Here is a 25560-nt window from a genome sequence, read left to right as displayed (position 1 = left end):
CCCCCCCCCCCCCCCCCCCCCCCCCCCCCCCCCCCCCCCCCCCCCCCCCCCCCCCCCCCCCCCCCCCCCCCCCCCCCCCCCCCCCCCCCCCCGCCACAGGAACCAAGCGCGCCCTGCGCCCCTTTGTTTTCACTACGCTCTAGGAGAACCTGTCCATGTCCGCGATCACCACCGCCCCTGCCCAGGTCGGCAACGGCAAGGCCGTGCACTACGTCCGCAAGGACGCGTTCCACTCGCACACCATCGGCTGCAAGCGCCAGGTGTCCCGGGAGCTGACCGCCCAAGAGGCCGCCGGCGGCAAGGCGTGCGGCCCCTGCAAGCGCGCCGTGGAGGCCCTGGCCGCCGAGCCGTCGGCCGAGACCGAGGCCCCCGCCGGCGACGTCGCCGAGCAGGCCCCTGCCGCCCCGGCGGAGGACGCCCAGGCCGCCAAGGTCGCCGACATCGAGCGGCGCGTACGGCCCCTGGACGCCGACACAGTCACGGCCGCGACCATGTTCGACCCGGAGCTGACCTACTACGCGGACGGCACCCGGGTGGTCATGCGTGCCAAGGGCACCGAGCGCACCGGCATCACGTTCGGCATGGCGGACGGCGCCGCCCCCTACGCCTACCAGGCCGTGCGTTGGGACGACGGCGGCGCCGACTTGGTCGCCCCCCACGTCCTGCACCGCGCCGACCGGGACGCCGAGGCGCGCCGCCAGGAGCTGGTGACCGAGGTCGCAGCCCGCACCCTGGTGCTGGCCGCCCACGTCACCGCTCATAGCTTCCAGCCGGTCGACTTGCCGGACGGGGAGCGCATCGCCTGGACGTTCCGTAGCGGCCACGGAGCCCGTGCCCGCTACCACTGGGTGTCCGTCCGCAACGCCATCAGTCAGGGCGACGGCAGCGAGTACCGGTGGCAGGCCGACCAGTCTGCCCGCCTCGCCCGCCGCACCGGCCTGGACGACGCCCCCATGGCCGAGCACATTGCCCTGGTGACCGCCGAGCCCACCGAGACCCTGGGGCGCATGGCCGCCGCTCTGGATCCGGACACCGTGCGCCTGGACCCGGACGGCGCCGGCCGCTGGGCCGTCGTCCGGGGCGGCACCTTCCTGGGCACCGTCCACGACGAGGGCGCCCGCATGCGCCGCGGCCGTTACGCCGCCTGGGCCCCCTACGCAGAGCGCCGCGACGGCACCGTTGGGTTCTTCCACGACCTGGACGCCGCAAAGGACGCCGTGCCCGAGGCGTGGCCCGTGGAGGTCGCCGAGATCGCCGGAGAACTGGGCGTGCCGGTCACCCAGGTGCTGGAGGTCGCCGAGCAGGTCGACCAGGAATGGAAGGCCGAGGCGCGCCGCGCGGTCCTGCGTGCCAAGGCGTACCCGGGCACGGACAGCCGGGTGACCCAGGCCGCCGCCGCCGAGGTGCGCCGCCGCCTGGAGGTGCCCTTCCACGGGCCGACCGACTACGACGGCCCGAGCGGCCTGTGCGGCTACGACAACCACACCGCGCCCCTGCTGTCCTCCGGCAAGCTCGCCCAGCACGACCGCCAGCAGGGCGTCATGTGGGGGTGCCCGGGGAGCTGCCGCCCCGGCCGCGGCAGCCGCGAGGAGTTGACCATGCGCGACACCACGGCCGTCTTCCACAACCCGCCGCGCCCCCGGGGCCTGGCCTGCCACGCCAAGGACGGCGACCTGGTGGTTGTCGACGGCCAGGCGATGGAGGTCAAGGGCCTCCAGGTGGACAAGACCACCAACGCCCACGTGTGGCTGGTTCTGGACGGCGTGAGCGCCGGACCGCTCCGCTTCACCATCGAGGACCGGCTGGAGTATCACCGGCGTGTGCGCCGCGTGGACGTGCCGTGCCGGGATTGCTGCGTGTACGTGGTCCTGGAGGTGGACGAGGCGGTCGACGGCGTGCCCAACACCCGCCTGTGCGGACTGTGCGACCGCCCGCAGCCGGGGGAGATGACAGAGGACCAGGCTCGGGCCCGCGTGGCTGGCACGTACCCGCACGCAGAGGCGTTCCAGGCCGAGCGCACAGAGCACGGCCGCCTGACCGGCTACACATTCCAGGCCGGCCGCCTGCACTCAGCCCGGTACGGCTGGATCACCGCGGCCGGGACGTACGCCAAGGCCCTGGAGGACTACCGGTCGCAGGCAGCCGCCATGCTGCCCATGGCCGTCCGCGACGAGCAGGCCGCCCGCGCCTGACCCCCGGTGCCAGGGTCCGCCGACTGTGCCGCCCTGGGACGACGCGCTGAACCTGCTGCGGAAAGGCACAGACGAGCTGACGCTCCGCACCGCTGCCCCTGCGCCGGGGCCACCGGCCACCCGGCCCGTGCCCCGGCGATCCACCCCACATCCCGGACTCACTCCCTGCCGCGTACTCCACCCGCCCACGCGGCGCCCCTGCCCGGCCGCATCCGCACCTTGAAAGGCGCTCCCGTGCCCGACCTGACCATCCTCCACGCCGTCATCCAGACCACCAGCGACACCGACCGCGAGGCGGTCCTCGACGCACTCAACGAACACCGTCTCGCCACCGACCCATGGGCCAGCGATCCAGACCCTCTGGCCACGGTCCGCACCGGACGCGTCTACGGCACCCGCACCACCACCGACACAGCCGAACTCCTGGCCGCCGCACTGCTGAAAACCACCCGCGACACCGCATTCGTGATCACCCAGTTCCCCACCGACGCCACCAACGGCCTGTACATCGCCCACATCCCACAGGACGGCACCCACCGCGCCCAGTGCAACGCCGACGGCATCCCCGTCGTCCCCATCGACCCCCGCCCCCGCGACGAATCCGCCCAGCCCGCCGCGGGCATTCACCCGCACATACGGTCCTTCCTCGACTTGTCCACCCTGCACCTGGCCCCGGCCACCCGCGATGCCCTCAACTCCATCGAGGGAGTGCTGGCCTACCGCCTCGAACACGGCTGGCTGATGTACGCACCGGAGTCCGCCGGCGAACGGGCCCGCGCGTACGACTGGCCCGAGGAACTGCTGCCCATCGTGCAGTTGGCGCGCGCCCACAACTGCGCCTACATCGTCTTCGACGCGGACGCCGACACGACCGACCAATTCGCGGCATTCGACGACTAGCTCTCCACCCGCCCGGCCCTGGCGCGCGCGGCAACTCCGACTGACCACCACCCACCACCACAGCCCGAGGGGGATCACATGGACGCCGAGGAGAAGCTGAGAGCCGTCCGAGAGCTGGTCGGCGCGCCCGCACCGGTCGTGCTGCTGGCCAACCGCGCTGAGCTGTTGGAGCAGGCCAAGGACCTGCCCGCCGAGTTCAAGATCAAGTTGCTTGAAGCGATGGGGTTCAAGCCCATCGGTTCCGACCACACCGAAACCTGCCCGTACGCCCTCGACTCGGGGCTCCGATGCAACTGCGTGCCCCCGGCGACCACGTGGGCCCAGCCCGCCGACGTAGACGAGGAACGCGGGGAGACCTACGAGCAGCGCCGGGAGCGTGCCGTGAGCGGCGAGCCGCGCCGCATCCCCGCCGCCGAGCGGTGGTGAGCGCGTGAGCACTGCCGGCGGCGAGGTGCAGTCCGAGGAACTCGTCAGTGCCCCCGGCCCGCACCAGGGCGGCTGGGCGGAAGCGGTGTGCCGCTCTCGTGCGTGTGCCGCGCCGCCCCGGCGTTCCATCACAGCAGCCGGTCCGGCCTCTGCGCCAGACGTTCCTTTCCTGACCCTGTAGAGCCCCGCCCGGGGCCGCCGCGCCCCGGGCCCGAACTGAGGAGCCCACTTGCTCATGAGCACGCCCACCACGCCCACCGCGGCCGCTGCGCCCTCCCGGCCCGTACCGGACTGCACGGCCGCGCTGGAGGCATGGCGGGCCGCCTACCTGCAGCGGAACAAGGACGGGGTGTTCCTGCGCGCGCTGCGCCCGCTGGACCAGGCGGTACGCGCGCTGCTGGCCGAGGCCCCTACCGACGGCGGGCCGCTCACCTTCCAGGCGCTGGACCGGATACCGCAGCCCGCGCGGGACTTCTACTCGGAACTGATCGACGCGTCCGATTCCCTGGCCGAGCTGATCGCGGACCATGACCCGCTGCGCACGGTGTACCGGCACGCGGCCCTGGTGCTGATCGGCGACGCCCTCGGGGCGCTCCGCGACGACAAGCTGACGGCCCTGATCGCGGCGTGCCCGTGCTGGGAGTGTCGGGAACAGTTGCATGAGCGGACCACCGCCGTCGCCGTGGGAGGCACCGGGTGAGCGGGCAATCGGGCCGCGTCTAGACCGAGGTGACGGTCGGGAGGCTTCGCCAGGACGCGCCGCTGCCGACGACGATGCAGCCGTTCGGCCGCCGCCGGGGGACAGCCCGTCTATTGAATGTCAATCTTGGGAAGCATAGTTTGAAGGTGTCGGGGGCGGGGTGGCGAAAGCCCCCCGGTCGCTCCGCCCCGGCGTTCATCTGCGGCAGCCGCCCGAGGCTGCCCCCAGACCCCCCCGGTCATCCGCCAGCCCGCCCCAGACCCGAGGAGCACCCCGCATGGGCCCGTACGCCAGCCCCGCCGCACCCCCGCCGCCGTCGACACCATCCGCGCCCTGGTGCCCGAGAGCGCCGACGTCGTCCACGTCCGCGCCGCCACGCCGAACGCCGCCAACGGCTGGGCCTGGACGCGGGCCGAGGTGCTCGGTGCCTACGAGTGGCCGCCCTACCCCGGCGAGCAGCTGCGCCCCCTGGAGTACACCGCCGACGACAGCACCCACGCCAGCCTCACCGTCTGCGAGTTCCTGACCACCCACCAGTACGCCGGGTGCACCCGCCAGCTGAAGGCCAACGACGCCACGTACACGTTCAGCATCCGGCTCAGCTTCCCCCGCTGGCAGGACTGGGACGACCCGGACGCCTGAGCCGCCCGCACACCCCCGCCGCGCCAGCGCCTGCCAGAGCCCGGCGCGGCACCCGCCCTGCTGACCCGCCACAGCCCGAGGAGCACCGATGCAGCACTGCCGCGCCACCACCGTGGCCCACGGCGACACGCACACCTGCGGCAAGAGCGCCGACCACACCGACAGCGCCAACGCCAGCCGCAGGGCGCACCACGACGTCGTCACCGGCGTCCGCTGGCCGTCCCGGCCCGGCGACGCCGACCCGCTCGCCGCGTTCGTCCGCCCCGTGGAGCGCGACGCCAACCGCCCCGCCGAGGAGAACTGACCCGTGACCGTCCACCCGCCCGCGCCGAGCCCCTGCGCCTCCTGCCCGTACCGCGAGGACGTCCCCGCAGGCATCTGGGCCGAGGAGGAGTACACCAAGCTGGAAGCGTTCGACGAGGAGACCGCCTACCAGCCGCCTGGGCTGTTCCTGTGCCACCAGACCGACCGCAACGACGAGCGCGCCCGGGTCTGCGCGGGCTGGGCCGGATGCCACGACGGCGACCACCTCATGGCGCTGCGCATCGCCACGCTGACGGGGGAGATCACCGTGGAGGCGGCCGAGGCCGTCCGGGACTACGTCTCGCCCGTGCCACTGTTCGCTTCCGGCGCCGAGGCCGGCGCCCACGGCCGCAGCGGCATCGAACACCCCGACCTCGGCGCCGCCCTGGCCATCCGCAAGATCGAACGCAGGCGCACCGACCTCATCGGACCCAAGGGGGACTGACCGATGCCCGCCGACCCTCCCGCCGGACACGTCCGAATCCTCGTGTCCCCGGCCCGCACCAGGCGGGGGAGGGGACGCGTGCCGGTCTCGCGCGCCGCGCCCCAGTATTGAATGTGAATCTTGAAAAACATAGTTTGCATGTGTCGGGGGGCGGGGTGGCGAGATTCCCCCGCCGCTCCGCCCCGGCGCACCTGATCTTCACGAGGAAGGCTCCCGCATGTCTGACATCATCCCGGTCCCGATCCTGGTCCTGCCGGTGTTCGATCTCGCCCGCCGCGCGAACGGCTTCCTGTCGTCCGCCGCCGCCGACACCGGCGCGGCCGTCGTCGCTCATGCCCGCAAGTGCGAAGCCTCCGGCGGAGGGTGCGGCCCCGGCCGGTCCGTCCTCACCGACGACGGATACCAGGGCACCTACGCCTACTGCCCGGCCGCCACCGAGTTGGACCGCAAGGCCCTCCAGTACCTGGCCGAGGACAGCAGCCGCGAACAGCGCACCTGTACTGAGGGAACCTGGCCGCAGGGTCTGCTGTCCGAGGCGGACCGGGGTCTGCTGGCCCGGCAGGTCCTCGACTGGATCGACGCCCATCCCGGTATCCACGACCAGCAGGGCATGGGCAGCCACAGCGCCGCCCCGGAAGCCGCCTCGCCCACCTGGCCAAGGACCAGGACCCCACCACGGCCGGCGTCACCCTGACCGCCGCAGCGATCGTCTGCCACCTGGCCGGATACACGCTGCACACGGTGCCGGGCCACGCCTACGCCATCGGCCCCTACCGCATCACCCACCCCATACGGGGCACCGCGCAGCGGCTCCTGGCGCTGAGCACCGACCAGGCCCGCCGCCTGTGCGACCCCGACACCGAAGAGCCCCTGAACCTGCTGCGGGAACTCGCCGCACACGCCACCAACTAGCCCCTCTCCCACGCCTCGGGGCGGGTGAAGCCGACGCCACAACGCGCCGCCCTTCACCCGCCCACCACACGCCCCTTAACCCTTCGCCCCCGCCACCGACTGACCCCCGCCCGCCGGACACGTCCGAATCCTCGTGCCCGCCGCCTGTGCGACCCCGACGCCGAGGGGGCCCTGAGCCTGCTGCGTGAACTCGCCGCGCACGCCACCAACTAGCCCCTCTCCCACGCCCCGGGGCGGGTGAAGCCGACGCAGCAACGCGCCGCCCTTCACCCGCCCACCACACGTCCCTTCGAGGAAGGCACCTCCCGCATGACCCACACACCCGCCAGCCCGACGATCCACCTGCGAGGCGTGGGCCGAAAGCCCGCCGTTCAGGCCCAGGAACTGACCGTCGGCGACACGCTGATGTGGAACGAGGGCGAGACCGCCAAGGTCACAGCGATCGCCGAGGCGTCGCCCCAATTCCTGCGCATCACCCAGCAGTCCACGCGGACCGGCGAGGAAACCGAACGACGGCTGAAGAAGACGCGACTCGTCGCCCGTGTCGCCCGCGCCCCGCGAGAAGCCACCGAGGCGGTACACGCCCAGCAGGGGACCGCCCCCGCGAACCCCGCCGAGGAGTACCCGGCCAATCAGGCGGGGCTCGCCGCCGCCGACCGCGACCTGTACGCCGCACGCGTGCGCCTGCGTACCGAACAGGACAAGAGCGTCCAGCTCGACCTGCACGACCGGTGCGCGCAACTCCGGTACCGCATCGCGGAGATCCTCAACGTGGTCAACGGCTCGTATGCTCACCTGCCGGTGAAGCCGACGTTCACGTACACGCTGGTCCCGGAAAACCAGGACGACGACACCCGCTGCTGCATCGAGTGCGGCAACTTCGCAGACGGGCTCCTGGAAGTCGTGCACACCGCGTCGGGCGTGAGCACGTCCGTCTGCCTGGCCCACGACGGGCAGCAGGTACGGGACATGCTCGCCGCCCACGCCCGGCACCAGGAGCAGGAGGCGCTCGCCGAGCGGAACCCGGTCGACTCCGCGGTCGACCATTGCGACCCGGCCCCGCCGTGCACCCTCGGCCACCGCAGCCTCCGTGACGTCATCGAGGAGGCGGGCGTCTTGGTTCTGCCCCAAGAGGACCACTGCTGCACCGGCGCCAAGGTCCAGCCGCTCCCCGACACCGACCAGGTCTTGGTCTCACTGCAAGTCGGGGGCCTCACCCACGCATACCAGTCGCCCGCGGAACGCGAAGAAGCGGCCGCGATGGACACCACGATCCGTCAGGCGCTGCCCGCGGCGGACTGGCACGTGGTCTCGCCGCTCCCCGACGGCCTGATCGCCGCGCCCGTCCAGCACACCACAAGCTGACGCCCCGCACCGCTGCCCCGCGCCGGGGTCACCGGCCACCCGGCCCGTGCCCTGGCGGCCCCCCGGACTCGCCCCCTCTTGCCGCGTACGCCACCCGCCCGCGCGGCGTCCGATTCGTTCCTCAAGTTCCTCCCCCCTGCGGCGATGCGGGGCAACGAGGCGAACGCCGCGCGCACACCGCTGGGCATTCCCCTCGACCCGGACGCCCTGTGTCCCCAGCACGGCACCGCGTGCGAGGCGGACGACCACATCGAACCGCCCACCGTCAACGGCGAAGCCATCTGACCGCCCGCCATCCGACCCGCGCGGCGCCGCACCGGCGCCGCGCGCCACCAGCGCGAGGAGACCGATGAACGCCCACGCGGACACCCAGCCCCGCACTTCACGAGCAAACCGTCACCGCGTCCGCCGGAACGAGGCCGTGTCGAACGAGGGCGGGAATCCCTGTCCGGCCCTCGGGCCCGCGGGCCCGCACCGAGACCTCAACGAACGGAAGGGAGCGCCGATGGCCTCCGAGAGCGCAGGCACCGCCCCGGCCGAGACGGCCCCGCTGTACGCCCCGGGTGACGAGATATTCGTCTACGACGGCGGCCCAGGCCTGGTCACCCGCCTGGACGGATGGGCCCTGAGCGTGGTGGAGATCGCGTTCAGGGACGGCCCCGAAGCCACCCGCGACCGTCGGGTCTGCGTCTTCCGTGACGCTGACGGTCAGCTCGACATCTCCTCGCCGCTGTGCGTGGCGCCCCTGGGCGCGGCGGCCGCCGCCTGGCACCTGGTCGCCCCGAACGGACGGCTCGTCGGCGGCGGCACCCGCCGCCAGGGCCGGGAACCCTCGATGGATCGCGAGGAGCTGGAGGCGCTGCGCGACGCGGGCACGTACAAGTTCCTCGTCGGCTCCGTCGCCGTCCTCGGCCTGCCGGACGGCGTGCAGCGCGCCCCGTCCGCCGGCGCCACCGACCCGGCGGCCGCCCCCTCGCACGGGAGCTTCACCGCGGCCCGCGGCGGCCTGTACGTGTGGCACGACCCGTCCGCCTGAACCCGCCCCGCCGCCCTCTATCCCCGAGGACGTCAGGCGAACTGAGCGGCTGGACCCGCCACCTGCGCGCCCCCAACTCAGCCGGGGTGGTGCAGGCGGCGGGCCAGAGCAATCACGGAAGCGACGATGACGCAACCGGAACTCCCCTGTCTGTAAGCACAAGTTCGGGTTCCAGCGCACCAGGTTGTTTTGGCTCCGGCAGCCGTTCGACCGCCGGGCCGGTGGAAGGCTGATGCACAGACGCAGCCAGCGAGAAGAGGCCGTCAGAGGCCAGGGCGGACGGTCGGTCACCGGTTCGACGGCGATACCAAATCCCGTCCGTACCGCGGTGCTCATCCACGTGCTTGCAGACACTCCCCGGCTAGGAGAACCCCGAGCTGCACCGAGCGGGGGTGAGGCCCAACCAGCTCTCGCCGAAACCCGGCGGAGGCCGCGCTCCGCGCCCGCCCCTTCGGCCTTCGTGGCTGCGTCACGTTGGTCGGATTCCGCCTCCCTGTTCATTGAATGAGACGCGTAGATTACATAGTTTGCAGGTGTGCCGGGGTGGTCCGGCACAGGGAAACGGAGGCAGGAAAAAATGGCATTCGACTTGGAAGCGATGTTCGCGGCAGAGACGCAGGACGTTCCCGCCGCGGGAACGACCACCCGCGTCGCCCCGCCGGCGCAGGCCCTCTCGGGAGCACGGAACACCACCCCGGACGTCAACCTCGCATTCGCCGACGAAAAGGCCCGCCAGATCGAGGGCGTACGCAGTCGCGAGGACGCGTTTCAGGCCCGCATCGACCGGGGCGAGGTCCGCCCGATCGGGGGCGACCGGTACGAGGTCCTCACCGGCTGGGACAAGGGCGAGGTCTTCACCGTCTCCCGCAACGTCCAGGGCCAGATCGACGCGATCATCGCCAACCACGGTCTTGACGAGCGCGCCGACGGCACCATCGCCCTGTACGCGTCATCCCCGGCATGGCACGGACTCGGCCAGATCATTCCCGGCGGCACCACGGACATCGACACCGTCCTGGACACCGGCGGACTCGACTTCACCGTCACTACCGTGCCCGCCCTCTACCAGTGGGACGGCGAACTGCGCGAGCACGCCGACCAGTTCCACACCGTCCGCGAGGACACCGGCGCCCCGCTCGGCGTCGTCGGCCGCCGATACCAGCCGATCCAGAACCGGCAGGGCTTCGAGTTCCTTCAGGAACTGGTGGGCCGCTTCGACGTCGTGTGGGAGTCCGCCGGGGTCATCCGGGGCGGGCGCCGCGTGTTCATCTCCATCCGCCTGCCGCAGTCCGTCACCGTCGACGCCGACGGCATCAACGACCAGATCGTCCCCTACGTCGCCGTGATGAACGACCACTCCGGCAACGGCCAGTTCCAGTGCGTCGTCACCCCGTGGCGGCCCGTCTGCGCCAACACCGAGCGCTTCGCCGTCCGCGACGCCGTGACCCGCTGGGCCGTGCGCCACACGGCCGGAGCGACCAACCAGATCAAGGAGGCCCGCCGCACTCTCGGCCTGTCCGTCCAGTACTTCGAGCACTTCGCGGCTGAAGAGACCGCGCTCGCCCGCACCGACATCGCGGTCGCCGACTTCCACAAGGTCATCGCCGACCTGTGGCCCCTCGCCGACGACGCCCCCAAGCGGACTCGTACCAACCACGCCACCCGGCTCAGCGCCCTCAACGATGTGTTCCGCACCGAGACCGACAGGGTCGGCCGCACCGCCTACGCCGCAGAGCGCGCCATCACCGGCTACCTCGACCACGTCGCCCCCCGACGCCCCGGCCAGACGATGACCGAGGAGATCGCCCGCGCCACGGCCGCCCTCGAAGGAGCCGACGACGACATCAAGACCAAGGCCCACCGGCGGCTCCTCCTGCTCACCCGGGCCTGATCGACAGACCCGCGGCCGCGCCCTGCCCGGCGGGGTGCGGCCCGCACCCCGCCGGGCACCCGTGGGCCCGGACGCGTTCCGCCCCCAGCACGGCACCACGCGCGAGCCGGACGACCACATCGAACCGCCGACCGCCGACGGCGAAGCCATCCGACGCGCCCCACCCCAACCGCGCGGCGCCGCACCGGCGCCGCGCCCAACCCCGGAGCGAAAAGACCGAGATGGACGACCACCTGCCCGCCCTCCAGATCAACGTCCACGCCACCACCAGCAGCGACCTCCCTGCCGTCCTGCACGCCCTCAACACCCACCACCTGGCAACCGACTTCACCGCCGACGACACCCACCCCCTCACCGACCTCCAGCCAGGCCACACCTACGTCACCCGCGCCGGCGCCGACACCGCCGAACACCTCGCCACCGCCCTCGCCAGCACCGCCCCGAACACCGCCTTCGAACTCTCCAACGACCCCGCCGAAACCCAGCACGGCACCTACATCGCCTTCCACCCCGACGCCGGTGTCTTCCGCGCCCAGTGCAACGCCGACGGAACCCCCCTCGTCCCCGCTGAGGAAGTCCGCCACGCCCTCACCCAGGCCCCCGCCGACATGCCAATCCGTACATGGCTCGCCCTCTACGCCCCCGCGCTCCTCGGCACCCACGTACGCGCCGCCCTCGCCCACACCAGCTCCCACCCACAACACGCATTCAGGCACACCGACCAGCCCCCCGCCCACGGGCAGACCTCCTGCTGCGGCGCCTGCGGCACCCCCATCACCTGGTACTACGACGACCCCGCCGCAGGCACCCCCTACGGCCACTGGTTCGACCTCGAAGACCGCGACCTGTGCCCGGCCACCGACAAAGACGCCGACAACCCCGGCCACACCCCCGCCCCCGCCCCGGCCGACTTCCACCAGGCCGCCCTCTACCTCCCGCCCGACCCCGCCGACCGCGACCACTCCTTCCCCGTCACCACGCTGGCCGGACTCCGCATCGGCACCTACCTCGACGACACCTACACCCTGAACATCGGCATCCTCACCGAAACCGCCCACCCTGCCCTGCGCGCCACCCCCGACGGACAGCTCGCCGTCAACCTCCGCATCAACTCCACCCCCCTCGACACTTGGGCCGCCACCGACATCTGCTTGAACAAGGCCCTCGCCGCCCTGCGCAGCGCAGCCGAGGACCCCGAGATAGGCCCGACCCTCGCCGCACTGCTCCCCGAACACCTCGGCGGCGCCTCCTTCACCCCCCACGGTCTGGCCGAGCAGATCGCAGACGCCCAGCGCGAAGAGACCAACCTCAACCACCAGGCGACGAACCTCGAACGCGACCAGCGCACCCCGCGCCGCGGAACCCGGTTCCCCACCGACCTCCTCCCCACCGTCCCCGCCGACCGCTGGAACGCCAAGAAGGTCTCCGACACCACCATCGACGCCGACGGCCAGCTCGCCACCACCGTCTACACCCTCAACGCCACCACCGCCCACGAAGCGGAACGCCGACTCCTGGCCTGGATCAGCCACGACCACCCGGACGACCTGAACGGCGCCACCGCCACCGCCACCCGCCCCAGCCAGCCCGGCCACTACACCGTCTACCTCACCCAGCCAGTCCGCTACTGACCCTCCCCGCGAACCCGCCCCACGGGCCCCGGCACACCACGTGCCGGGGCCATTTCGCGTCCCCGCGCACACTCCCTTCCCGCCCCACGGGACGCGCCGCCCGCACCTCCCACCCCGCAGGTACCGTCACCCCTCACAGACCGCCCGCACCCTGGGGGAGGGGAAACGCCAGTGACCACCGCACCACAGCCCAACCGGCCCGCCGACACCAGCACCACCGTCGCCGAACTCGCCACCATCCTCGACACCGTCGCCCTCATCCGCGTCACCGAACCACGCGACCGTGACCGAGGAGGCCGCACAGCGGAAGACACAACCCACTGGCTCGCCGGCGTCAACCGCGTCACCAAAATCCCCACCCGCGACGGCAGTATCCAGTACGAGATCGCCGTCCCCGGCTTCTCCCTCCCGCGCCTCCCGGGCGAGCACACCGTCCACGTCTGGCTCACCCCCGCGCCCGCCCCAGCCCCCGCGCCCTCCGCCGCTCCGGCCGTCCAGCAGTACGCCGCCGCGCCCCAGCAGCAGTACGTCCAGCCCGCGGCCCCCGCCCCGGCCGCCCAGCAGCCAGCCGCCCAGCCGCAGCCCCAGTACGTCCCCCAGCCGGCCACCCCCCAGGCCCCCGGCGAACGCGCCGCCGCGCCCTGGATGACCCCCCAGCCCCAAGCCCCCACCGCGCCCCAGCAGCCCCAGGCCCCCACGGCGCCCCAGCAGCCCGCCGCGCCCGGCTACCCCGCCCAGAGCCACTACCCCCAGCAGCCCCAGCAGCGAGGCGGCGCCGCCCCCGGCATGCGCTGACCGCCGCCCAGGGACACAGGGACACCCAGGGACACACTTCCCGGCATTCCCCACGCCGCGCACCCGCCCCGCCCAGGGACACGCAGGGACACACCTCCCGCATCCCGCCACCGCGCCTACATCACCCCGGCTCCCGGCCCCCTCGCGTCCCCCGCATCCGTGTCCCCGCTCACCGCCGCCCCGGCCGGTCGCGCGCCGCCCGCGCCACCGGAGTCGACCGGCCGCGCCTCGCCCGCCCCGCCCCTGTCCCCGGCGTCCGAGGCGACCACTGCCACCCCGGCGCCCGACCCAGCACCCGGGCCCGCCGCCGGCCGTGCCACCCCACCCCGAGCCCCCGGCCCCCGCACCGGCTCCTGCGCCCGCACCAGCCGCCGCAACTCCTGCACATCCGCCCGCCGCAGCCCCAGCCGCTCCGCCACCGCCCCCACCGGCTCGTCCTCACCCAGCATCGCCACCACCGCCGCCCCGGCCTCCACCCGCGCCGCCTCCACCTGCTCCACCACCCGCTCACGGATCGCCCGGATCTCCCGCTCCCCCTCCTCCCGCGCCAGGTCCTGACGCTCGGTCGCCAAGAAGAAGTCAGTCGCCCGATCCACCAGCCGCTGCTGCCGCGCCATCGGCGCCATCGCCAACTGCTGCGCCCGCTCCCGCGCCGCCACCACGTTCGCCGCAGCCGACGCCTTCGCCTTGGGCTTCCTCACCATCACAACCCCTAACCGGCCCCGAACCGTGGGCTGCGCCCGGACGGCACCCTGCCGCCCTCCCCGGGAACCCGCACAGGCAGCCTCACCCGGCACCCCCGCCCGACCGAAGCGCTCACCCCAGCCAGCTGCCCGCGCTCCCGTCCCACGGGCCACGACCATGATTTCTGCCCACCCCGCGGGAGGCGGCAAAGTCGTCCCACCCCCGTTCTCCGGGGCAACCTCCGTACCCCGCTGCTCCTTGCTGCTGATGTCTGTGCAGGTCACCGGCTTGTCCGGGGATGGGGGAGGGGCAGGTCAGGACAACGGCATGACAGATTTTGCAACTCTGATCGCCTCGTAGCTTCGACGTCGTGGTGGCGGAGTTCCGCAAGGTGACGGCGGCCGCGGGGTACCGGTATCTGCTCGCGCAGACGGTCCGCGCGGAGTCCCTGCCTGCCGCCGACGGATCCCTGAACGCCGGCGCACCGCCAGGGGTGTGGATGGGACGAGCCGCCGAGGTGCTCGGGGTGGCCGGACAGGAGGTGCTGCGGGCGCAAGCGGAATCCCTGTTCGGGCTTGGCCGGCACCCGCGGGCGGGCGACATCGTGGCCGAGCGGCTGGCGGCGGGGGACAGCGAGAAGCAGGCCTGGCGGGCGGGGAAACTCGGCGCCGCCTATTCCCAGTTCAGCGACCCCACGGCCACCGACCCGCTGCTGGAAGCCATAGAGCAGGCCTTCGAGGAAGCCGCCGAGCGGGCGGGCAGCCCGCTCACTGACGCCCAGCGCCGCGCGATACGCCGGCACGTCGCGGCCCAGCACTTCCGGGCGGAGTACCTGCGGGGCCCGGCCACGGTCGAGGAACTCGACGCCTACCTGCGGATGCGCACCTCGCCGGTGCGTCAGCCCTGCCTGGGCTGGAGCGTCGTCTACCGCCCGCCGGGCTCCATACAGGCCCTGCGCATCATGGGCGGAGCTGAGGTTCGGGCCGTCATCGACGCCGCGCACACCGAGGCGATCGAGACCACCCTCGCTTGGATCGAGGACCACGTCCTGGCCACCCGAGCCTCCACCAAGGGCAGCATCGCCCAGGAACAGGTGACCTCCGGACTGGTCGCCGCCCGGTGGCGCCACTTCACCGCCCGGGGAGACCCCGGCGACCCGAATCTCCACGACCACGTCATCATCGCCAACCGCGTCCAAGGACCCGACGGCAAATGGCGCACCATCGACGCCCGCCCGTTGCTGGCCCACGCCGTGACCGTCAGCGAGCTGTACAACTCCACCGTCATGCGGCTGGTGTGCGAGCGGCTCGGGCTGGTCATGCGGCAGCGCACGGCGGCCGCCGGCAAGAGACCGGTGCTCGAGATCGCGGGCCTGCCTGACGAGCTCATCGACGCCTTCAGCACGCGCAGCAAGACCGTCCGTACCGAGCTGGAACGCCTCGTCGCCGACTACTACGCCCGCCACCAGCGCACCCCGCCCCCGGCTGTCTGGTACGCGCTCGCCCAGCAGGCCGCGGTCACCAACCGGCCCCCGCTCAGCGCTGCCAGGCCGCTGCGCGTCCTGCAGAAGATCTGGTTCACCGCCGCCCGCGCCGCCCTCGGCGACGTCGACGCCCGCCCCGATGAAGCCGTCACCCAGGCGCTCCTGGACGCCGTACGGCAGGCCGCCGCCGACGCCGAACCGGCCCCGGACGGCACCGACCTGGACACCTTCGAGCAGCAGATCGCCACCGCCGCGCTGGCTGAAGTCGCCGAACGCCGCAGCGTGTTCGCCGCCCAGCACGTGCGCGCCGAAGTGCTGCGCCAGCTCGGCTACCACCTCACCCGCGGCCCCCTCCCGCCCAGCCTCGACCTGGCCGAGGCGACCGAACGCATCACCGCCCGCGCGCTGTCCGACCCCACCCTCGAGGACCCGGTCGTCGACCTGCGCCCGCCCTCCCTGGTCGACCTGCACCCCGAGCAGCAACGCCCCGACGGCAGCAGCGTCTTCCTGCGCGCCGAGGCCCCCGCCTACACCACCCGACGACTCATCGCCGCCGAGGACGACCTCCTGGCGGCGGCCGACACCCTGGTCATCCCCGCCGCCGACGCAGCCGACTTCGCGCGCGCCCAACGCCGCCATCCGCACCTGGGCGCCGCCCAGCTGGCCCTCGCCCGCTCCTTCGCCTGCGGCGACAAACTGCTGCTGTGCGGCATCGGCCCAGCCGGATCCGGCAAGACGTCCGCGATGAAACTGGTGGCCGACACCCTGGCCGCCTCCGGGCGCCGCCTGATCGCCCTGGCCCCCTCCTCCCGCGCCGCCCAGGCCCTCACCGACGACCTCGGCGCGCCCGCCACCACACTGCACGCCTGGCTGCACCACCGCGACCAGCACGCCAAAGGCCTGGCCGACGAACGGTTTCCCCTCGCCCGCGGCGACGTCATCGTCGTCGACGAGATGGGCATGGCCGGCACCCTCAACCTCCAGCGGATCCTGGCCCAAGCCTGGGCCGCAGGCGCCCACGTCCGTCTCCTGGGCGACCCGCTGCAGCTGTCCGCCATCGACGCCGGAGGCCTGCCCCGCCTGCTCGACCGCCACCCCGACACGGTGCGCCTGGACGAACTGCACCGCTTCACCACCCCCGGCGAAGGCGCGGCAACCCTCGTCCTGCGCGACGGCGACCCGGCCGACGCCTTCACCTTCCACCGCCACCACCGGCGCATCCGCTCCGGGGACCCGGCCGTCATGCTCGACGCGGTCTACGCGGCCTGGAGCGCGGATGTCGCCGCCGGGCTGAGCAGCGTCATGATGGCCCCCGACGCGGCCACCGTGCGCGAACTCAACGCCCGCGCCCAGACCGACGCCGCCGCCCGCCAACTGCTCGACATCACCGCCCACCGCCAGCTACGCGACGGCACCCGCGCCCACGCCGGCGACACCATCGTCACCCGCCGCAACAACCGCGCCCTGCCCGTCCTGAACGGGCGGGACTTCGTCAAGAACGGCGACGCCTGGAAAGTTCTGACGGTCCACCCGGACGGCTCCCTGACCGTCAAGAACACCGCCCACCACGCCACGATCACCTTGCCCGCCGACTACACCGCCGCCCACATTGAGCTCGGCTACGCAGCCACCGTCCACCGCGCCCAGGGCATGACGTGCGACACCGCCCACGCCTACGCCACCGCCTCCTCCTCCCGCGAAAGCGTCTACGTCCAACTCACCCGCGGACGCCGCACCAACAAGCTCTACCTCGGCATCACCGAACCCACCAAGGACCCGGTGGCCGACGAGGCCGCCGCCCTGCACCAGATCGCCCACGCCCGCCGCGCCGCGACCTCCGCCCACCAACTCCTGCGCGACCTGCAGGACGAGGCCACCAGCCCGGCCGTCCACGCCGCCCAGTACGCCGACACCGCCGCCCGCGCCGCCACCGCCCGCGCCCGGGCGCTGCTGCGCGAGATCCTGCCCGCCCTGGCCGCCCAGGCCTACACCGACGAAGGCTGGCCCAAGCTGCTGGCCGCCCTCACCGCCGCCGAGCTGGCTGGCCACAGCACCCGCCGCACCCTGACCCGGATCGGCACCGAACCGGTCGACGACAGCGGCGACGACGACACCGCCACCGTCCTGGCCGACCGCATCTACCAGCTCATCGCCACCACCCCGCGCCCCGACCCCGACCGGCCGCTCGCCCGCTACAGCGACACCCAGCTCGCCCGCCTGACCGCCCTCGCCCTGACCCACCGCGCCCACCTCCAGCGCCGCACCCCCAGCGCCAAGGAGCACTACCGCAACGCCCGATCCCGCGCCCGCACCAGCCGCTTCGTCGAGCTCATCAGCGCCGAGCGCGACCTGCGTACGCGCCTGCCCGACCGCACCCCCCACCCCGCCCGCCACAGCGGACCGGTCCCCGACTGGATCGCCGACGCCCGCCTCGAACACGATCCGGACACCCCGGCCGACTGGCGCGGCCACCTCACCGAACGCCGCCGCGTCCTGGGTCAACTGCTCGCCGCCCGGGGCCTGCAGCTGGCCCAGCAGCCCCCGCCCTGGGCCACCGCGCTCGGCCCCGTCCCACCCCCGGAAACCTGGCAGCGCCACGCCTGGCAGACCACCGCCGCACTCGTCGAAACCTGGCGAAGCCGCACCGCATCCCTGCCCGACACCCACGGCACCGGCCCGCTGCCCCGCCCCACCAGCGGCCACGACGTGCCCGCCTACAACGACCTCACCACCCGCATCCGCACCCTCACCCGCCCCGGCGCCCACGACACCACCACCGCCTGGCCCACCGCCACCACCGCCTGGCAGACCGCGCTCGACGGCACCCCGCCACCCGCCGCCTGGATGGGACAGATGCCCCCACCACACCCCGACGACAGTGCCCACCGGGCCCGCTGGTGCGCCCTGTACACCCGCCTCGCCACCTGGCACCAGCACCGCCCCGATCTAGGCGGACAGCTGCTCGGCCCGCCCCCCGGCGACCCGGCCGACACCCACACCTGGCGGCAACTGCGCACCGAACTCACCACCCTGACCGCCACCGCTGCGCCCGCACAGCAGCCCACCGCCACCGACCCTGCCACGCCGAGAGGACCCGCCCGGTGAACCACCGCCACCCCACCGTGCCGCGCGCACCGGCCTACCTGAGGGCCCGCTGGCGCGATCTGCCGCGTCACGCAGCGCTGCTGCAGCGCCGCCTGGGACCGCCCGCCCGCAACCGCACCTCCCGCGCCACCGGCACCGCGCTGTGGCTGCTTCAACTCACCTACGCCCACGCCCAAGGACGGCTCCTCGCCCACGGCGGCGCGGTCCTGACCGTCCGCGGCCCGGCCATCGCGGCGACCCGCGCCCTGGCCGCGGCAGCCGCTCTGCTCCTGGCCGAACTCGCCTTCACCACAGCCCTGCTGCTGCCGACCGGGCTCGGCGCCGCGGCCGCGGCCGCCGGAGCCCCGGCCCCCTGGATGCGGTGGAGCGCGACGGCCGCCACTACCCTGATCGCTGCCCTGCTGCTGGCCAGCCTCACCCGCCAACTCGCCGCCGCTTGGCCCGCCCGAGCGGTGGAATCCTGCCGCCGCGCGCGGCGGCGCACCGGCGGAAACTGGTGGACCGTGAGCAACCTGGCCTGCCTCGAAGACGACCCCGTCTCCGCCGCCTACCTGGTCCACGCCGCCCTCGCCTACGCCGACGACCACGACGTCGGAGCCGTCACCGCGGCCCGCACCCCAGCCCTGCACCGCACCTACCTGCGCTACGGCTTCACCCCCGATCCCGACCATCCGGCCGTTCTGGTCCGCCCACCGCGCCCGGCCCGGCCCTCGCCCGGCACCGGACGAGTACCGCCTCCCGGCCGACCTGGACACGACGCGCCGCCGACCGTGTCCGGCGCCGCAGGACACGGTCGCGAGGAGGCGGCCCGGCCCGGACACGTCAGTGAACGGGCACGGCACGCGGAAAGAGGCCGCAGCCCCGCGGATCCGACACCTGCACCCCGGCTCGGGTGGTCCGTCGCAGCGAAGACCGAGATTCTCGCCGAAGACTGAGTGCCAAACGAACCGGCCATCAGTAGCCGGAAAACCCACTTTCTGGCGGCTGAACTGGCGCCCTGCGGCTGGCTGCAGCCACCCGTTCCGGTGGGCTCCATGGGTTCCGCCTTGCCCGTCGGCACCCGGCGTGCCTGACCTGAACGAGCAGCAGAAGGGTGAGCTGGCCGCTGCCGCTGCCGCCGTGCTGCCATCACGGCGCGCGGTCCTTCCCAAGCTGTGCCGAATGGCATCCGTGGATCCGGTGACCGGACGCGCGGCCAACACTGCGCTGCTGCGGGACCTTGTGCGCGGTGACGAGACGGACCTGCGCGCCACGATGAGGTCGCTGGGCGGATGCTCGCCGGTGACACTCGGCCAGACGGTTTGGTCATCTCCATTGGAAAAGCGGCCGACGATCCGATGATGCTGTTGGCGCGAGACGTCATTCAGTTGAGCCTTCCAGACCGTGCCTGGGAGCAGGTCCGACGGACTCACCCCGGCCGGCGGGCGGCTGTCCTTTCCATCTTGCTCGCCTCCCTCAACTACCACTTCGCCGGGCTCGATCCGGTCTCCCTGGCAGCCGGAGAGTAGAAGCGGCATCTCGTATACCTCTGCCGAGGGCCTCGAGCTCCTCGAGCTGGAACACCGTGTTGCACACGACGGCCCCTGTCGCCCCACAGCGCCGTGCGATGCCGTGCGCCTTCGTTACTGGAGCGGCCCGGGATAGCCGGGCTGCGCCGGGTACCCGCCAATCTGGCCGCCGCCGGGCCACGGCTCCTGGGGGTGGCCCGGATATCCTCCCGGCCCCCCGCCGCCCCCCGGGGCGGGCCGCCGAGGCTGGGAGAACCCCTCGGCGACCAGGGCGCACAGGGTCAGGTAGGCCTCGCGGACCGTGGGCCGCATCAGGTCCAGATCCACCTCGGCGCCGGCCGACAGATGCTCGTCGAAGGGGATCGAGACGACCCCGCGGCAGCGCTCGCTGAAGTGCGCGACGATGTCCTCCACCTTGACCATCCGGCCCTTCTCCCGCACCCCGGAGACCACCGTGAGGCTGCGCTGCACCAGGTCGCCGTAGCCGTGGGCGTTGAGCCAGTCCAGCGTGGTGCTCGCGCTGGACGCGCCGTCCACCGAGGGCGTGGCGACGACGATCAGCTGGTCGGCCAGGTCCAAGACGCCGCGCATTGCGCTGTAGAGCAGACCGGTGCCCGAGTCCGTCAGGATGATCGGGTACTGGGCTCCCAGGACGTCGATGGCCCGCCGGTAGTCCTCGTCGTTGAAGGTGGTGGAGATGGCCGGGTCGACGTCGTTGGCGACGATCTCCAGGCCGGACTTCGCCTGCGAGGTGAAGGCCCGGATGTCGTGATACGTGCGCAGGGAGGGGATCGCCTGCACCAGGTCGCGGATGGTGGCGCCGGTCTCGCGGCGCACGCGCCGCCCGAGCGTTCCGGCGTCCGGGTTCGCGTCGATCGCCAAGACCCGGTCCTGCCGCTCGCTGGCCAGCGTGGAGCCCAGCGCGGTGGTCACGGTCGTCTTGCCAACGCCGCCCTTGAGACTGATCACGGCGATCCGGTAGCAGCCGCGCACCGGCGTCCGGATCACCTCGAGCTTGTGCTGCAGCGCGGCTTCCTCCTTCGCGCCGCCGAGCCGGAACCGCGAGGGCCGGGAGCCCGGGCGGCTGCTGCGGGCCTTGCTCCTGCCGCCGCGCAGCAGCCGGTCGGAGGACAGCTCGGTCGCCGCGCTGTGCCCCAGCGGCGCCGCCGGTGCAGGGGCATGCCCGGCCGGGGGAGCAGCGGGGGAAGCGGCAGAGTAGGGGAAGGGCGCCGCGGAAACAGGGCCCGGAGCCACCGGCGCTGCAGCGTCGTAGCCCGGCGCCGCGACCTGCCCTGGATACGCCGGATCAGCCGGGCCGGCACCCGCAGCCGGATACCCGGGCACGGTGGCCGGCGCTATCAGTGGGGGATGCCCGTAGCTTGGGCCTGCCCCGGCATGCGCGGCGGGCGGATACCCGTACGCGGGCGCGGCCGCAGGTGCCGCCGGACCGGATGGGACGTACGGCGCGCTGCCGTGCGGCCCGGGCTCTGGTGGCGCGGCGTACCCCTCGGGCGCCGGGACCTGCGCGGCCGGGAAGGCCGCAGTGGCGGGCGGAGCGGCGGCTGCGGGGGCCGGGCCGGGCGCGGGAGCCGCCTGCGCAACGGCGCTCTGCGGGTCGGCGAACAGTGCGGGCGGCGCCGGGAATTCCCCGGCCGGGCCCTGCACCACCCCGGCGGGCGCGGGTGCGGGGGCCGTTTGCTGCGCTGGCGGCACGGGGGCGGGAACCGGCTGCGGCGCGGCCACTGCGGCGGTGGCCAGCGGGGAGGTCACCGGCGCAGGACCCGCGAGTGGCTGGGTGTACCAGCCCGCCGGGGAGGTGTAGGGGAAGTCGGCATCCCCGCTGGCCCCGGACCAGCCCCCGCCGGCTCCGGGCCAGGCTGTGGCCGCATCCTGGTCGCTGTGCACGCTGCCTCCTGATGGGTCGACACCGCCTCGTGCCGGGCGGCTCACACGGATCTGCTGCCGCGCGGCGCGCGGTACGGGCAAGCCGCGGGCCGCCGGGCAGGGGGAGGGGCGGCGGCCCGCGGGGTCAAAGGGGGGGTCAGGCCGAACGGCCGGACGGACCACGCCGCTTGGCGCGCCGCGCCGCCTTCTCGGCGTTGGCGGCCCGCTGCAGCGCCCGGAAGGTACGTCCTCCCTGGCGGGCCCTGAGATGGGGGATGTTGTTGGCGGCCAGACCGAGCGTCTCCGGCCCGTACACCGCGCGCAGATCCGATGGGGTCTGCGAGGTATACCCGGCTTCCTCGAGCGAGAACTCGTCGGGGAAGACGTCAGCGTGATGGTGCAGCAGCGGGTCGATCAGGTCGTCCTGCGTGCCGCCGTAGCTGTAGCGCCAGCGGAAGTTGGCGGGCGGATCGGGCCGCACCCACTTCTCGAACAGCGCGACCTGCTTGGTGTAGCTGTAGAAGACCACATGCTCGGCGGACCGGAAGATCCGCAGCCACGCCTTGAGGTACGGCAGCGACCAGTAATCGCCTGCGTCATGGACCCTCACGTGGACAGGCTGACCGTCAGCGGAGCGGTAGCGCCGGTGCTGCAACTCCGCGGTCATCTGCGCTTCCCAGCCTGGCAAATCGTCCATGACGTACTGCAGATTGCGCTGGTGCGCGGCGAGCACATTGCGGAACCTGTAGGTGCCAGCCCGCGCGTAGCACAGGTCCGCGCAGACGCCGGCGGTCGGACAGGCGTTGTACTCACGGCCGTCGGGCAGGCGGCCTTCGTGCGCGGGCAGCGTCCATCGGAAGATGCGCTCGGACGCGCAGCCGGAGCGCATCACGGTCAGCAGGAACCGGGGCCTGGCGGGTGCCGGATGCTCCCGGACAGCCGGTATCGGTGCGTCCGTCACAGAGACCTCCCGGAGGGCGAAGGCGAACCAGAACTGGAGTCTGTGCCGGGCTACCGGCCCGGTCCGGCCGGGAAACCGCCTGGAGGGCAGCACACCCCGCGCGCTCCCGGCTCACGGGCGAAGAAGCCTGCATCGGTGACCGCCACACGCCCCGCGCCGTTGCCCGCCCTGCGGACCGGTGGCGAAGAAATGGGCCGCCACACGGGAAGCAGCCCGCTGCGCGCTTGCCCCCCAGCCCCGCGCCCCGCCCATAGTGATCACCGGCGCCGCCGGTCGCGGCCGCGCCAGCCTCACACGAAAGGGACGGCGCTCATGAGCCCCCTCCAGCGCACCCCCGGCCGCCAGTGGACCGTCCGCGTCACCGGAAGGGCTGACCGCCAGGCGCAGCTGTCCTGCAGCGACAACTGTGACCTGCCCGAGCGCTCCCGCGACCTTCGCCACCTGGCCCAGGCCGCGATCAACCACCTCGCACACCACGCGAACACGGCCCGCGCGCCACAGGCGGCCCGCTACTGCGCCTGCCAGTGCACCACCTGGCACCGTGACGCCAAGACCTCAAGCTGCGCCGGAGAGATCGTCCTGGCGCTGGTGTGCTCGATGCCGGGCCGGGTCTGGCACCTCGCAGAAGTCTGCACCTCCTGCGCCCGCCACATCCCCGAGGTCCGAATCGTGCGCACCACCAAGCAGCCGGCCCGCCCCGCCCGCGCCCCGGAAACCTCCGCTCGCGCCCCCCGCCCGGTCCCAGGGGGCTTCGCCGCCGCCTGATCCGCCCGCTCTCACCCGTTCCGGAGGGACCGCCCATGCCCTGCACGCCCGCTGCACCCCGGCCACGCGCTTCAGCCGCTACCAGGCCGCCCGTCGCGACCTGCGGCCCGCCGAGCGGCGGCGGCTGACCGACCCGGTCCGCGGCACGACCTGGATCACCACCCACGCCGACGAGCCCGAACAGGCCATCGCGGTCGCCCACTTGATGCGCACCGACCGCGACGGTGTGCGCGAACTGGGCTTGCTCATCGAGGACAGCTGGCATCGCCAGCGCCTGCCCTGCGCCTGGCCGCCCAACTTCCGCACGCCCAGCTCCATGTGGTCCCCGCCGGCCGCCATGGCCTGCCCACCGAGCAGCCGACCCAGGTCCGCGCCGTGCTCGAGAAGCTGTGCGGACCCAGCCGCTCCGGCGCCTGTGCAGCGCCTGACCGCCCGCCCGGCGGGAGCGGCCCGGCGGAATCCGGAGCGCCGGACGGGAGCCGGCAACCCGTGTGCCCGCCTGCCGGGCACACGGCCACCGCGCCCCCACTGCTCATCCCAGGCTGTACCCCGCCTTGGCCGCTGACGCCAGTTCCCAGGGGTGCGCGGGTGTCACCGCAACTCGGATCAACCAGTCCTGAAGGGACACAGATCGCCATGACTGCCATACGTCGACGACTGGCCACCGTGGCCGTGTCCGTCTCTCTCCTCGGCGGCACCGCCGCGGCCCTTGCGCCCGCCGCCTCCGCCGTGGGCTCCTCCGCCTGCACGTACAACATCGCCGACCACAACGCCGTCGTGGGCTACAACGGAGTCAACTACCGCACGGGCCCGGGGACCAGTTACAGCAGCAAGGGGTTCCTCTACAGCGGCGATGACGTGCGCGTCTACTGCGGCAAGAGCGACTGGTACTACACGAGGCTGATCTACCGGTCGAAGAGCGGCCTGCCGGCGGGCACCTACGGGTGGATCCGCAAGGACATGCTGCTCCAGCTCGCCGGATAACGACAGCGCGTCCCCGGCCGCTTGTAAGTCCTCGTTTCGCGTGTCCCCTTCTCACGAGCGATGTCTCTTGGCTGACCCCGGAGTAAGACATCCGAGGGCAGAGCTCTGCGGCAAGTCTCAACTGCCGCCGAACGGCGGGGAAAAGGCCACGGGAGTGAGACGCACCGGCGGGGACACCGCGAGAGACACGCCGCGTCAGTGCTGGTTAGCGCGGCGCCAGAGGACATCGCAAGCGAGGTCCTACATGTAACCGCCGTCATCTGCCACGCGGTCGACGGCCTCCGTCCGGGCGGCTGCCGCCGTCTGGTCCCTCCCCCATCGAATCCGACTGATCACACACGCTGCGGTGCCTGGCATGACGCTCCCTCCGCATACAGGGCAGGGGCCACAAGCCTTCCAGCCCACGGGGGTTGGAGTACCGACTGGGCACCCGCAGCACCTCAGCAAGGAAGGCTGCTGTGTCCAAGACCCGAACGATCTCCCAGCGAGTTCCCACGCGCCGTATCCCCCGCATCACCGCTCTCGCGGCCACCACCCTGGCCCTGGTCGGCGGTGCGCTCGCGACGGCGCCCGCCGCCTCCGCCGTCGGCTCGTCCGCGTGCAACTCGGGCTGGTACTACTTCCACGGCCACATCAACACCAACGGGGTGAACCTGAGGAACGGCCCGGGTACCTCGTACTACTCCAAGGGCGTGCTGGCCAAGGGGACCGGCACCTACATCTACTGCTACAAGGACTACGCGACCAAGATGTCCTGGGACTACGTCAAGATCACGTCGGGTCCCAACAAGGGTGTCAAGGGCTGGGTGCGCGGGGACTTCGACAACTGGTGGTAGACACCCGAGCTCCGGGAAGCGGGGGGGGGGGGGGGGGGGGGGGGGGGGGGGGGGGGGGGGGGGGGGGGGGGGGGGGGGGGGGGGGGGGGGGGGGGGGGGGGGGGGGGGGGGG

The 25560-nt window shown here is 73.1% G+C and carries 25 protein-coding genes; 21 read left to right on the top strand and 4 right to left on the bottom strand.

Annotation, left to right across the window (positions count from 1 at the left end; translation table 11 throughout):
- Positions 1 to 155 precede the first annotated feature (155 nt).
- From AC07DS_RS45720 to AC07DS_RS45650, 15 genes are all read left to right on the top strand, one after another.
- A complete protein-coding gene (locus tag AC07DS_RS45720; RefSeq protein ID WP_479154645.1) occupies positions 156 to 2192 on the top strand; it encodes a hypothetical protein in 2037 nt (678 codons plus the stop codon).
- Between the two features lie 234 nt (positions 2193 to 2426).
- The gene (locus tag AC07DS_RS45715) at positions 2427 to 3092 is read left to right on the top strand and encodes a DUF5983 family protein (RefSeq protein WP_479154644.1); all 666 of its coding nucleotides are present in this window, start codon (positions 2427 to 2429) and stop codon (positions 3090 to 3092) included.
- A 78-nt stretch (positions 3093 to 3170) separates the two neighbouring features.
- Complete coding sequence (locus tag AC07DS_RS45710; RefSeq protein WP_479154643.1) at positions 3171 to 3518, top strand: hypothetical protein; 348 nt, start codon at positions 3171 to 3173, stop codon at positions 3516 to 3518.
- A 235-nt stretch (positions 3519 to 3753) separates the two neighbouring features.
- Positions 3754 to 4218, top strand: a complete 465-nt coding sequence (locus AC07DS_RS45705; protein ID WP_479154642.1) for a hypothetical protein — start codon at positions 3754 to 3756, stop codon at positions 4216 to 4218.
- A 336-nt stretch (positions 4219 to 4554) separates the two neighbouring features.
- Positions 4555 to 4860, top strand: a complete 306-nt coding sequence (locus AC07DS_RS45700; RefSeq protein WP_479154641.1) for a hypothetical protein — start codon at positions 4555 to 4557, stop codon at positions 4858 to 4860.
- A gap of 88 nt (positions 4861 to 4948) precedes the next feature.
- Positions 4949 to 5164 carry a hypothetical protein gene (locus AC07DS_RS45695; protein WP_479154640.1) on the top strand — a complete coding sequence of 72 codons (216 nt, stop codon included), beginning with the start codon at positions 4949 to 4951 and terminating at the stop codon, positions 5162 to 5164.
- Between the two features lie 3 nt (positions 5165 to 5167).
- A complete protein-coding gene (locus AC07DS_RS45690; protein ID WP_479154639.1) occupies positions 5168 to 5608 on the top strand; it encodes a DUF6283 family protein in 441 nt (146 codons plus the stop codon).
- Positions 5609 to 5825: 217 nt separating this feature from the next.
- Complete coding sequence (locus AC07DS_RS45685; protein WP_479154638.1) at positions 5826 to 6302, top strand: hypothetical protein; 477 nt, start codon at positions 5826 to 5828, stop codon at positions 6300 to 6302.
- A 47-nt stretch (positions 6303 to 6349) separates the two neighbouring features.
- The gene (locus AC07DS_RS45680; RefSeq protein ID WP_479154637.1) at positions 6350 to 6520 is read left to right on the top strand and encodes a hypothetical protein; all 171 of its coding nucleotides are present in this window, start codon (positions 6350 to 6352) and stop codon (positions 6518 to 6520) included.
- A 309-nt stretch (positions 6521 to 6829) separates the two neighbouring features.
- On the top strand, positions 6830 to 7885 hold the full coding sequence (locus tag AC07DS_RS45675; protein WP_479154636.1) for a hypothetical protein: 1056 nt from the start codon (positions 6830 to 6832) through the stop codon (positions 7883 to 7885).
- Positions 7886 to 8029: 144 nt separating this feature from the next.
- Positions 8030 to 8170 carry a hypothetical protein gene (locus AC07DS_RS45670; protein WP_479154635.1) on the top strand — a complete coding sequence of 47 codons (141 nt, stop codon included), beginning with the start codon at positions 8030 to 8032 and terminating at the stop codon, positions 8168 to 8170.
- Positions 8171 to 8390: 220 nt separating this feature from the next.
- Positions 8391 to 8921 carry a hypothetical protein gene (locus AC07DS_RS45665; protein ID WP_479154634.1) on the top strand — a complete coding sequence of 177 codons (531 nt, stop codon included), beginning with the start codon at positions 8391 to 8393 and terminating at the stop codon, positions 8919 to 8921.
- 577 nt (positions 8922 to 9498) lie between these two features.
- Positions 9499 to 10812, top strand: coding sequence for a DUF932 domain-containing protein (locus AC07DS_RS45660; RefSeq protein ID WP_479154633.1), 1314 nt, complete (start codon positions 9499 to 9501; stop codon positions 10810 to 10812).
- Between the two features lie 221 nt (positions 10813 to 11033).
- Positions 11034 to 12443, top strand: coding sequence for a DUF3145 family protein (locus AC07DS_RS45655; RefSeq protein WP_479154632.1), 1410 nt, complete (start codon positions 11034 to 11036; stop codon positions 12441 to 12443).
- A gap of 171 nt (positions 12444 to 12614) precedes the next feature.
- The gene (locus tag AC07DS_RS45650) at positions 12615 to 13238 is read left to right on the top strand and encodes a hypothetical protein (RefSeq protein WP_479154631.1); all 624 of its coding nucleotides are present in this window, start codon (positions 12615 to 12617) and stop codon (positions 13236 to 13238) included.
- A gap of 116 nt (positions 13239 to 13354) precedes the next feature.
- Here the strand turns inward: AC07DS_RS45650 and AC07DS_RS45645 are convergent, their stop codons facing one another.
- Entirely contained in the window at positions 13355 to 13942 is a 588-nt protein-coding gene (locus AC07DS_RS45645) for a hypothetical protein (RefSeq protein WP_479154630.1), read from the bottom strand.
- Positions 13943 to 14292: 350 nt separating this feature from the next.
- On the opposite strand from AC07DS_RS45645, the gene mobF reads away from it, so the two are divergent.
- The 3 genes from mobF (at position 14293) to AC07DS_RS45630 (ending at position 19851) form a co-directional block, all read left to right on the top strand.
- A complete protein-coding gene (gene mobF, locus AC07DS_RS45640; protein WP_479154629.1) occupies positions 14293 to 18510 on the top strand; it encodes a MobF family relaxase in 4218 nt (1405 codons plus the stop codon).
- Positions 18507 to 19445 (top strand): hypothetical protein, encoded by a 939-nt coding sequence (locus tag AC07DS_RS45635; RefSeq protein ID WP_479154628.1) that lies wholly within the window; start codon positions 18507 to 18509, stop codon positions 19443 to 19445. The genes mobF and AC07DS_RS45635 overlap by 4 nt, the downstream gene beginning before the upstream one ends.
- 130 nt (positions 19446 to 19575) lie before the next feature.
- Positions 19576 to 19851, top strand: coding sequence for a hypothetical protein (locus AC07DS_RS45630; protein WP_479154627.1), 276 nt, complete (start codon positions 19576 to 19578; stop codon positions 19849 to 19851).
- 281 nt (positions 19852 to 20132) lie between these two features.
- Here the strand turns inward: AC07DS_RS45630 and AC07DS_RS45625 are convergent, their stop codons facing one another.
- Together AC07DS_RS45625 and AC07DS_RS45620 are read right to left on the bottom strand one after the other, a co-directional pair.
- A complete protein-coding gene (locus tag AC07DS_RS45625; protein ID WP_479154626.1) occupies positions 20133 to 21923 on the bottom strand; it encodes a MinD/ParA family ATP-binding protein in 1791 nt (596 codons plus the stop codon).
- A gap of 136 nt (positions 21924 to 22059) precedes the next feature.
- Positions 22060 to 22863: a GP88 family protein gene (locus tag AC07DS_RS45620; RefSeq protein WP_479154625.1), complete on the bottom strand. Its 804-nt coding sequence runs from the start codon at positions 22861 to 22863 to the stop codon at positions 22060 to 22062.
- A gap of 312 nt (positions 22864 to 23175) precedes the next feature.
- On the opposite strand from AC07DS_RS45620, the gene AC07DS_RS45615 reads away from it, so the two are divergent.
- On the top strand, positions 23176 to 23628 hold the full coding sequence (locus tag AC07DS_RS45615; RefSeq protein WP_479154624.1) for a hypothetical protein: 453 nt from the start codon (positions 23176 to 23178) through the stop codon (positions 23626 to 23628).
- A gap of 78 nt (positions 23629 to 23706) precedes the next feature.
- Here AC07DS_RS45615 and AC07DS_RS45610 read toward each other — a convergent pair whose 3' ends face one another.
- On the bottom strand, positions 23707 to 23967 hold the full coding sequence (locus tag AC07DS_RS45610) for a hypothetical protein (protein ID WP_479154623.1): 261 nt from the start codon (positions 23965 to 23967) through the stop codon (positions 23707 to 23709).
- 297 nt (positions 23968 to 24264) lie between these two features.
- Between AC07DS_RS45610 and AC07DS_RS45605 the strand changes: the two genes are divergently transcribed.
- Together AC07DS_RS45605 and AC07DS_RS45600 are read left to right on the top strand one after the other, a co-directional pair.
- Complete coding sequence (locus AC07DS_RS45605) at positions 24265 to 24612, top strand: SH3 domain-containing protein (RefSeq protein ID WP_479154622.1); 348 nt, start codon at positions 24265 to 24267, stop codon at positions 24610 to 24612.
- 458 nt (positions 24613 to 25070) lie between these two features.
- On the top strand, positions 25071 to 25448 hold the full coding sequence (locus AC07DS_RS45600) for an SH3 domain-containing protein (protein ID WP_479154621.1): 378 nt from the start codon (positions 25071 to 25073) through the stop codon (positions 25446 to 25448).
- Positions 25449 to 25560: the final 112 nt, after the last annotated feature.

This window comes from Streptomyces sp. NPDC044064, assembly GCF_056434245.1.
This window is presented reverse-complemented; position numbering and strand designations above follow the sequence as displayed.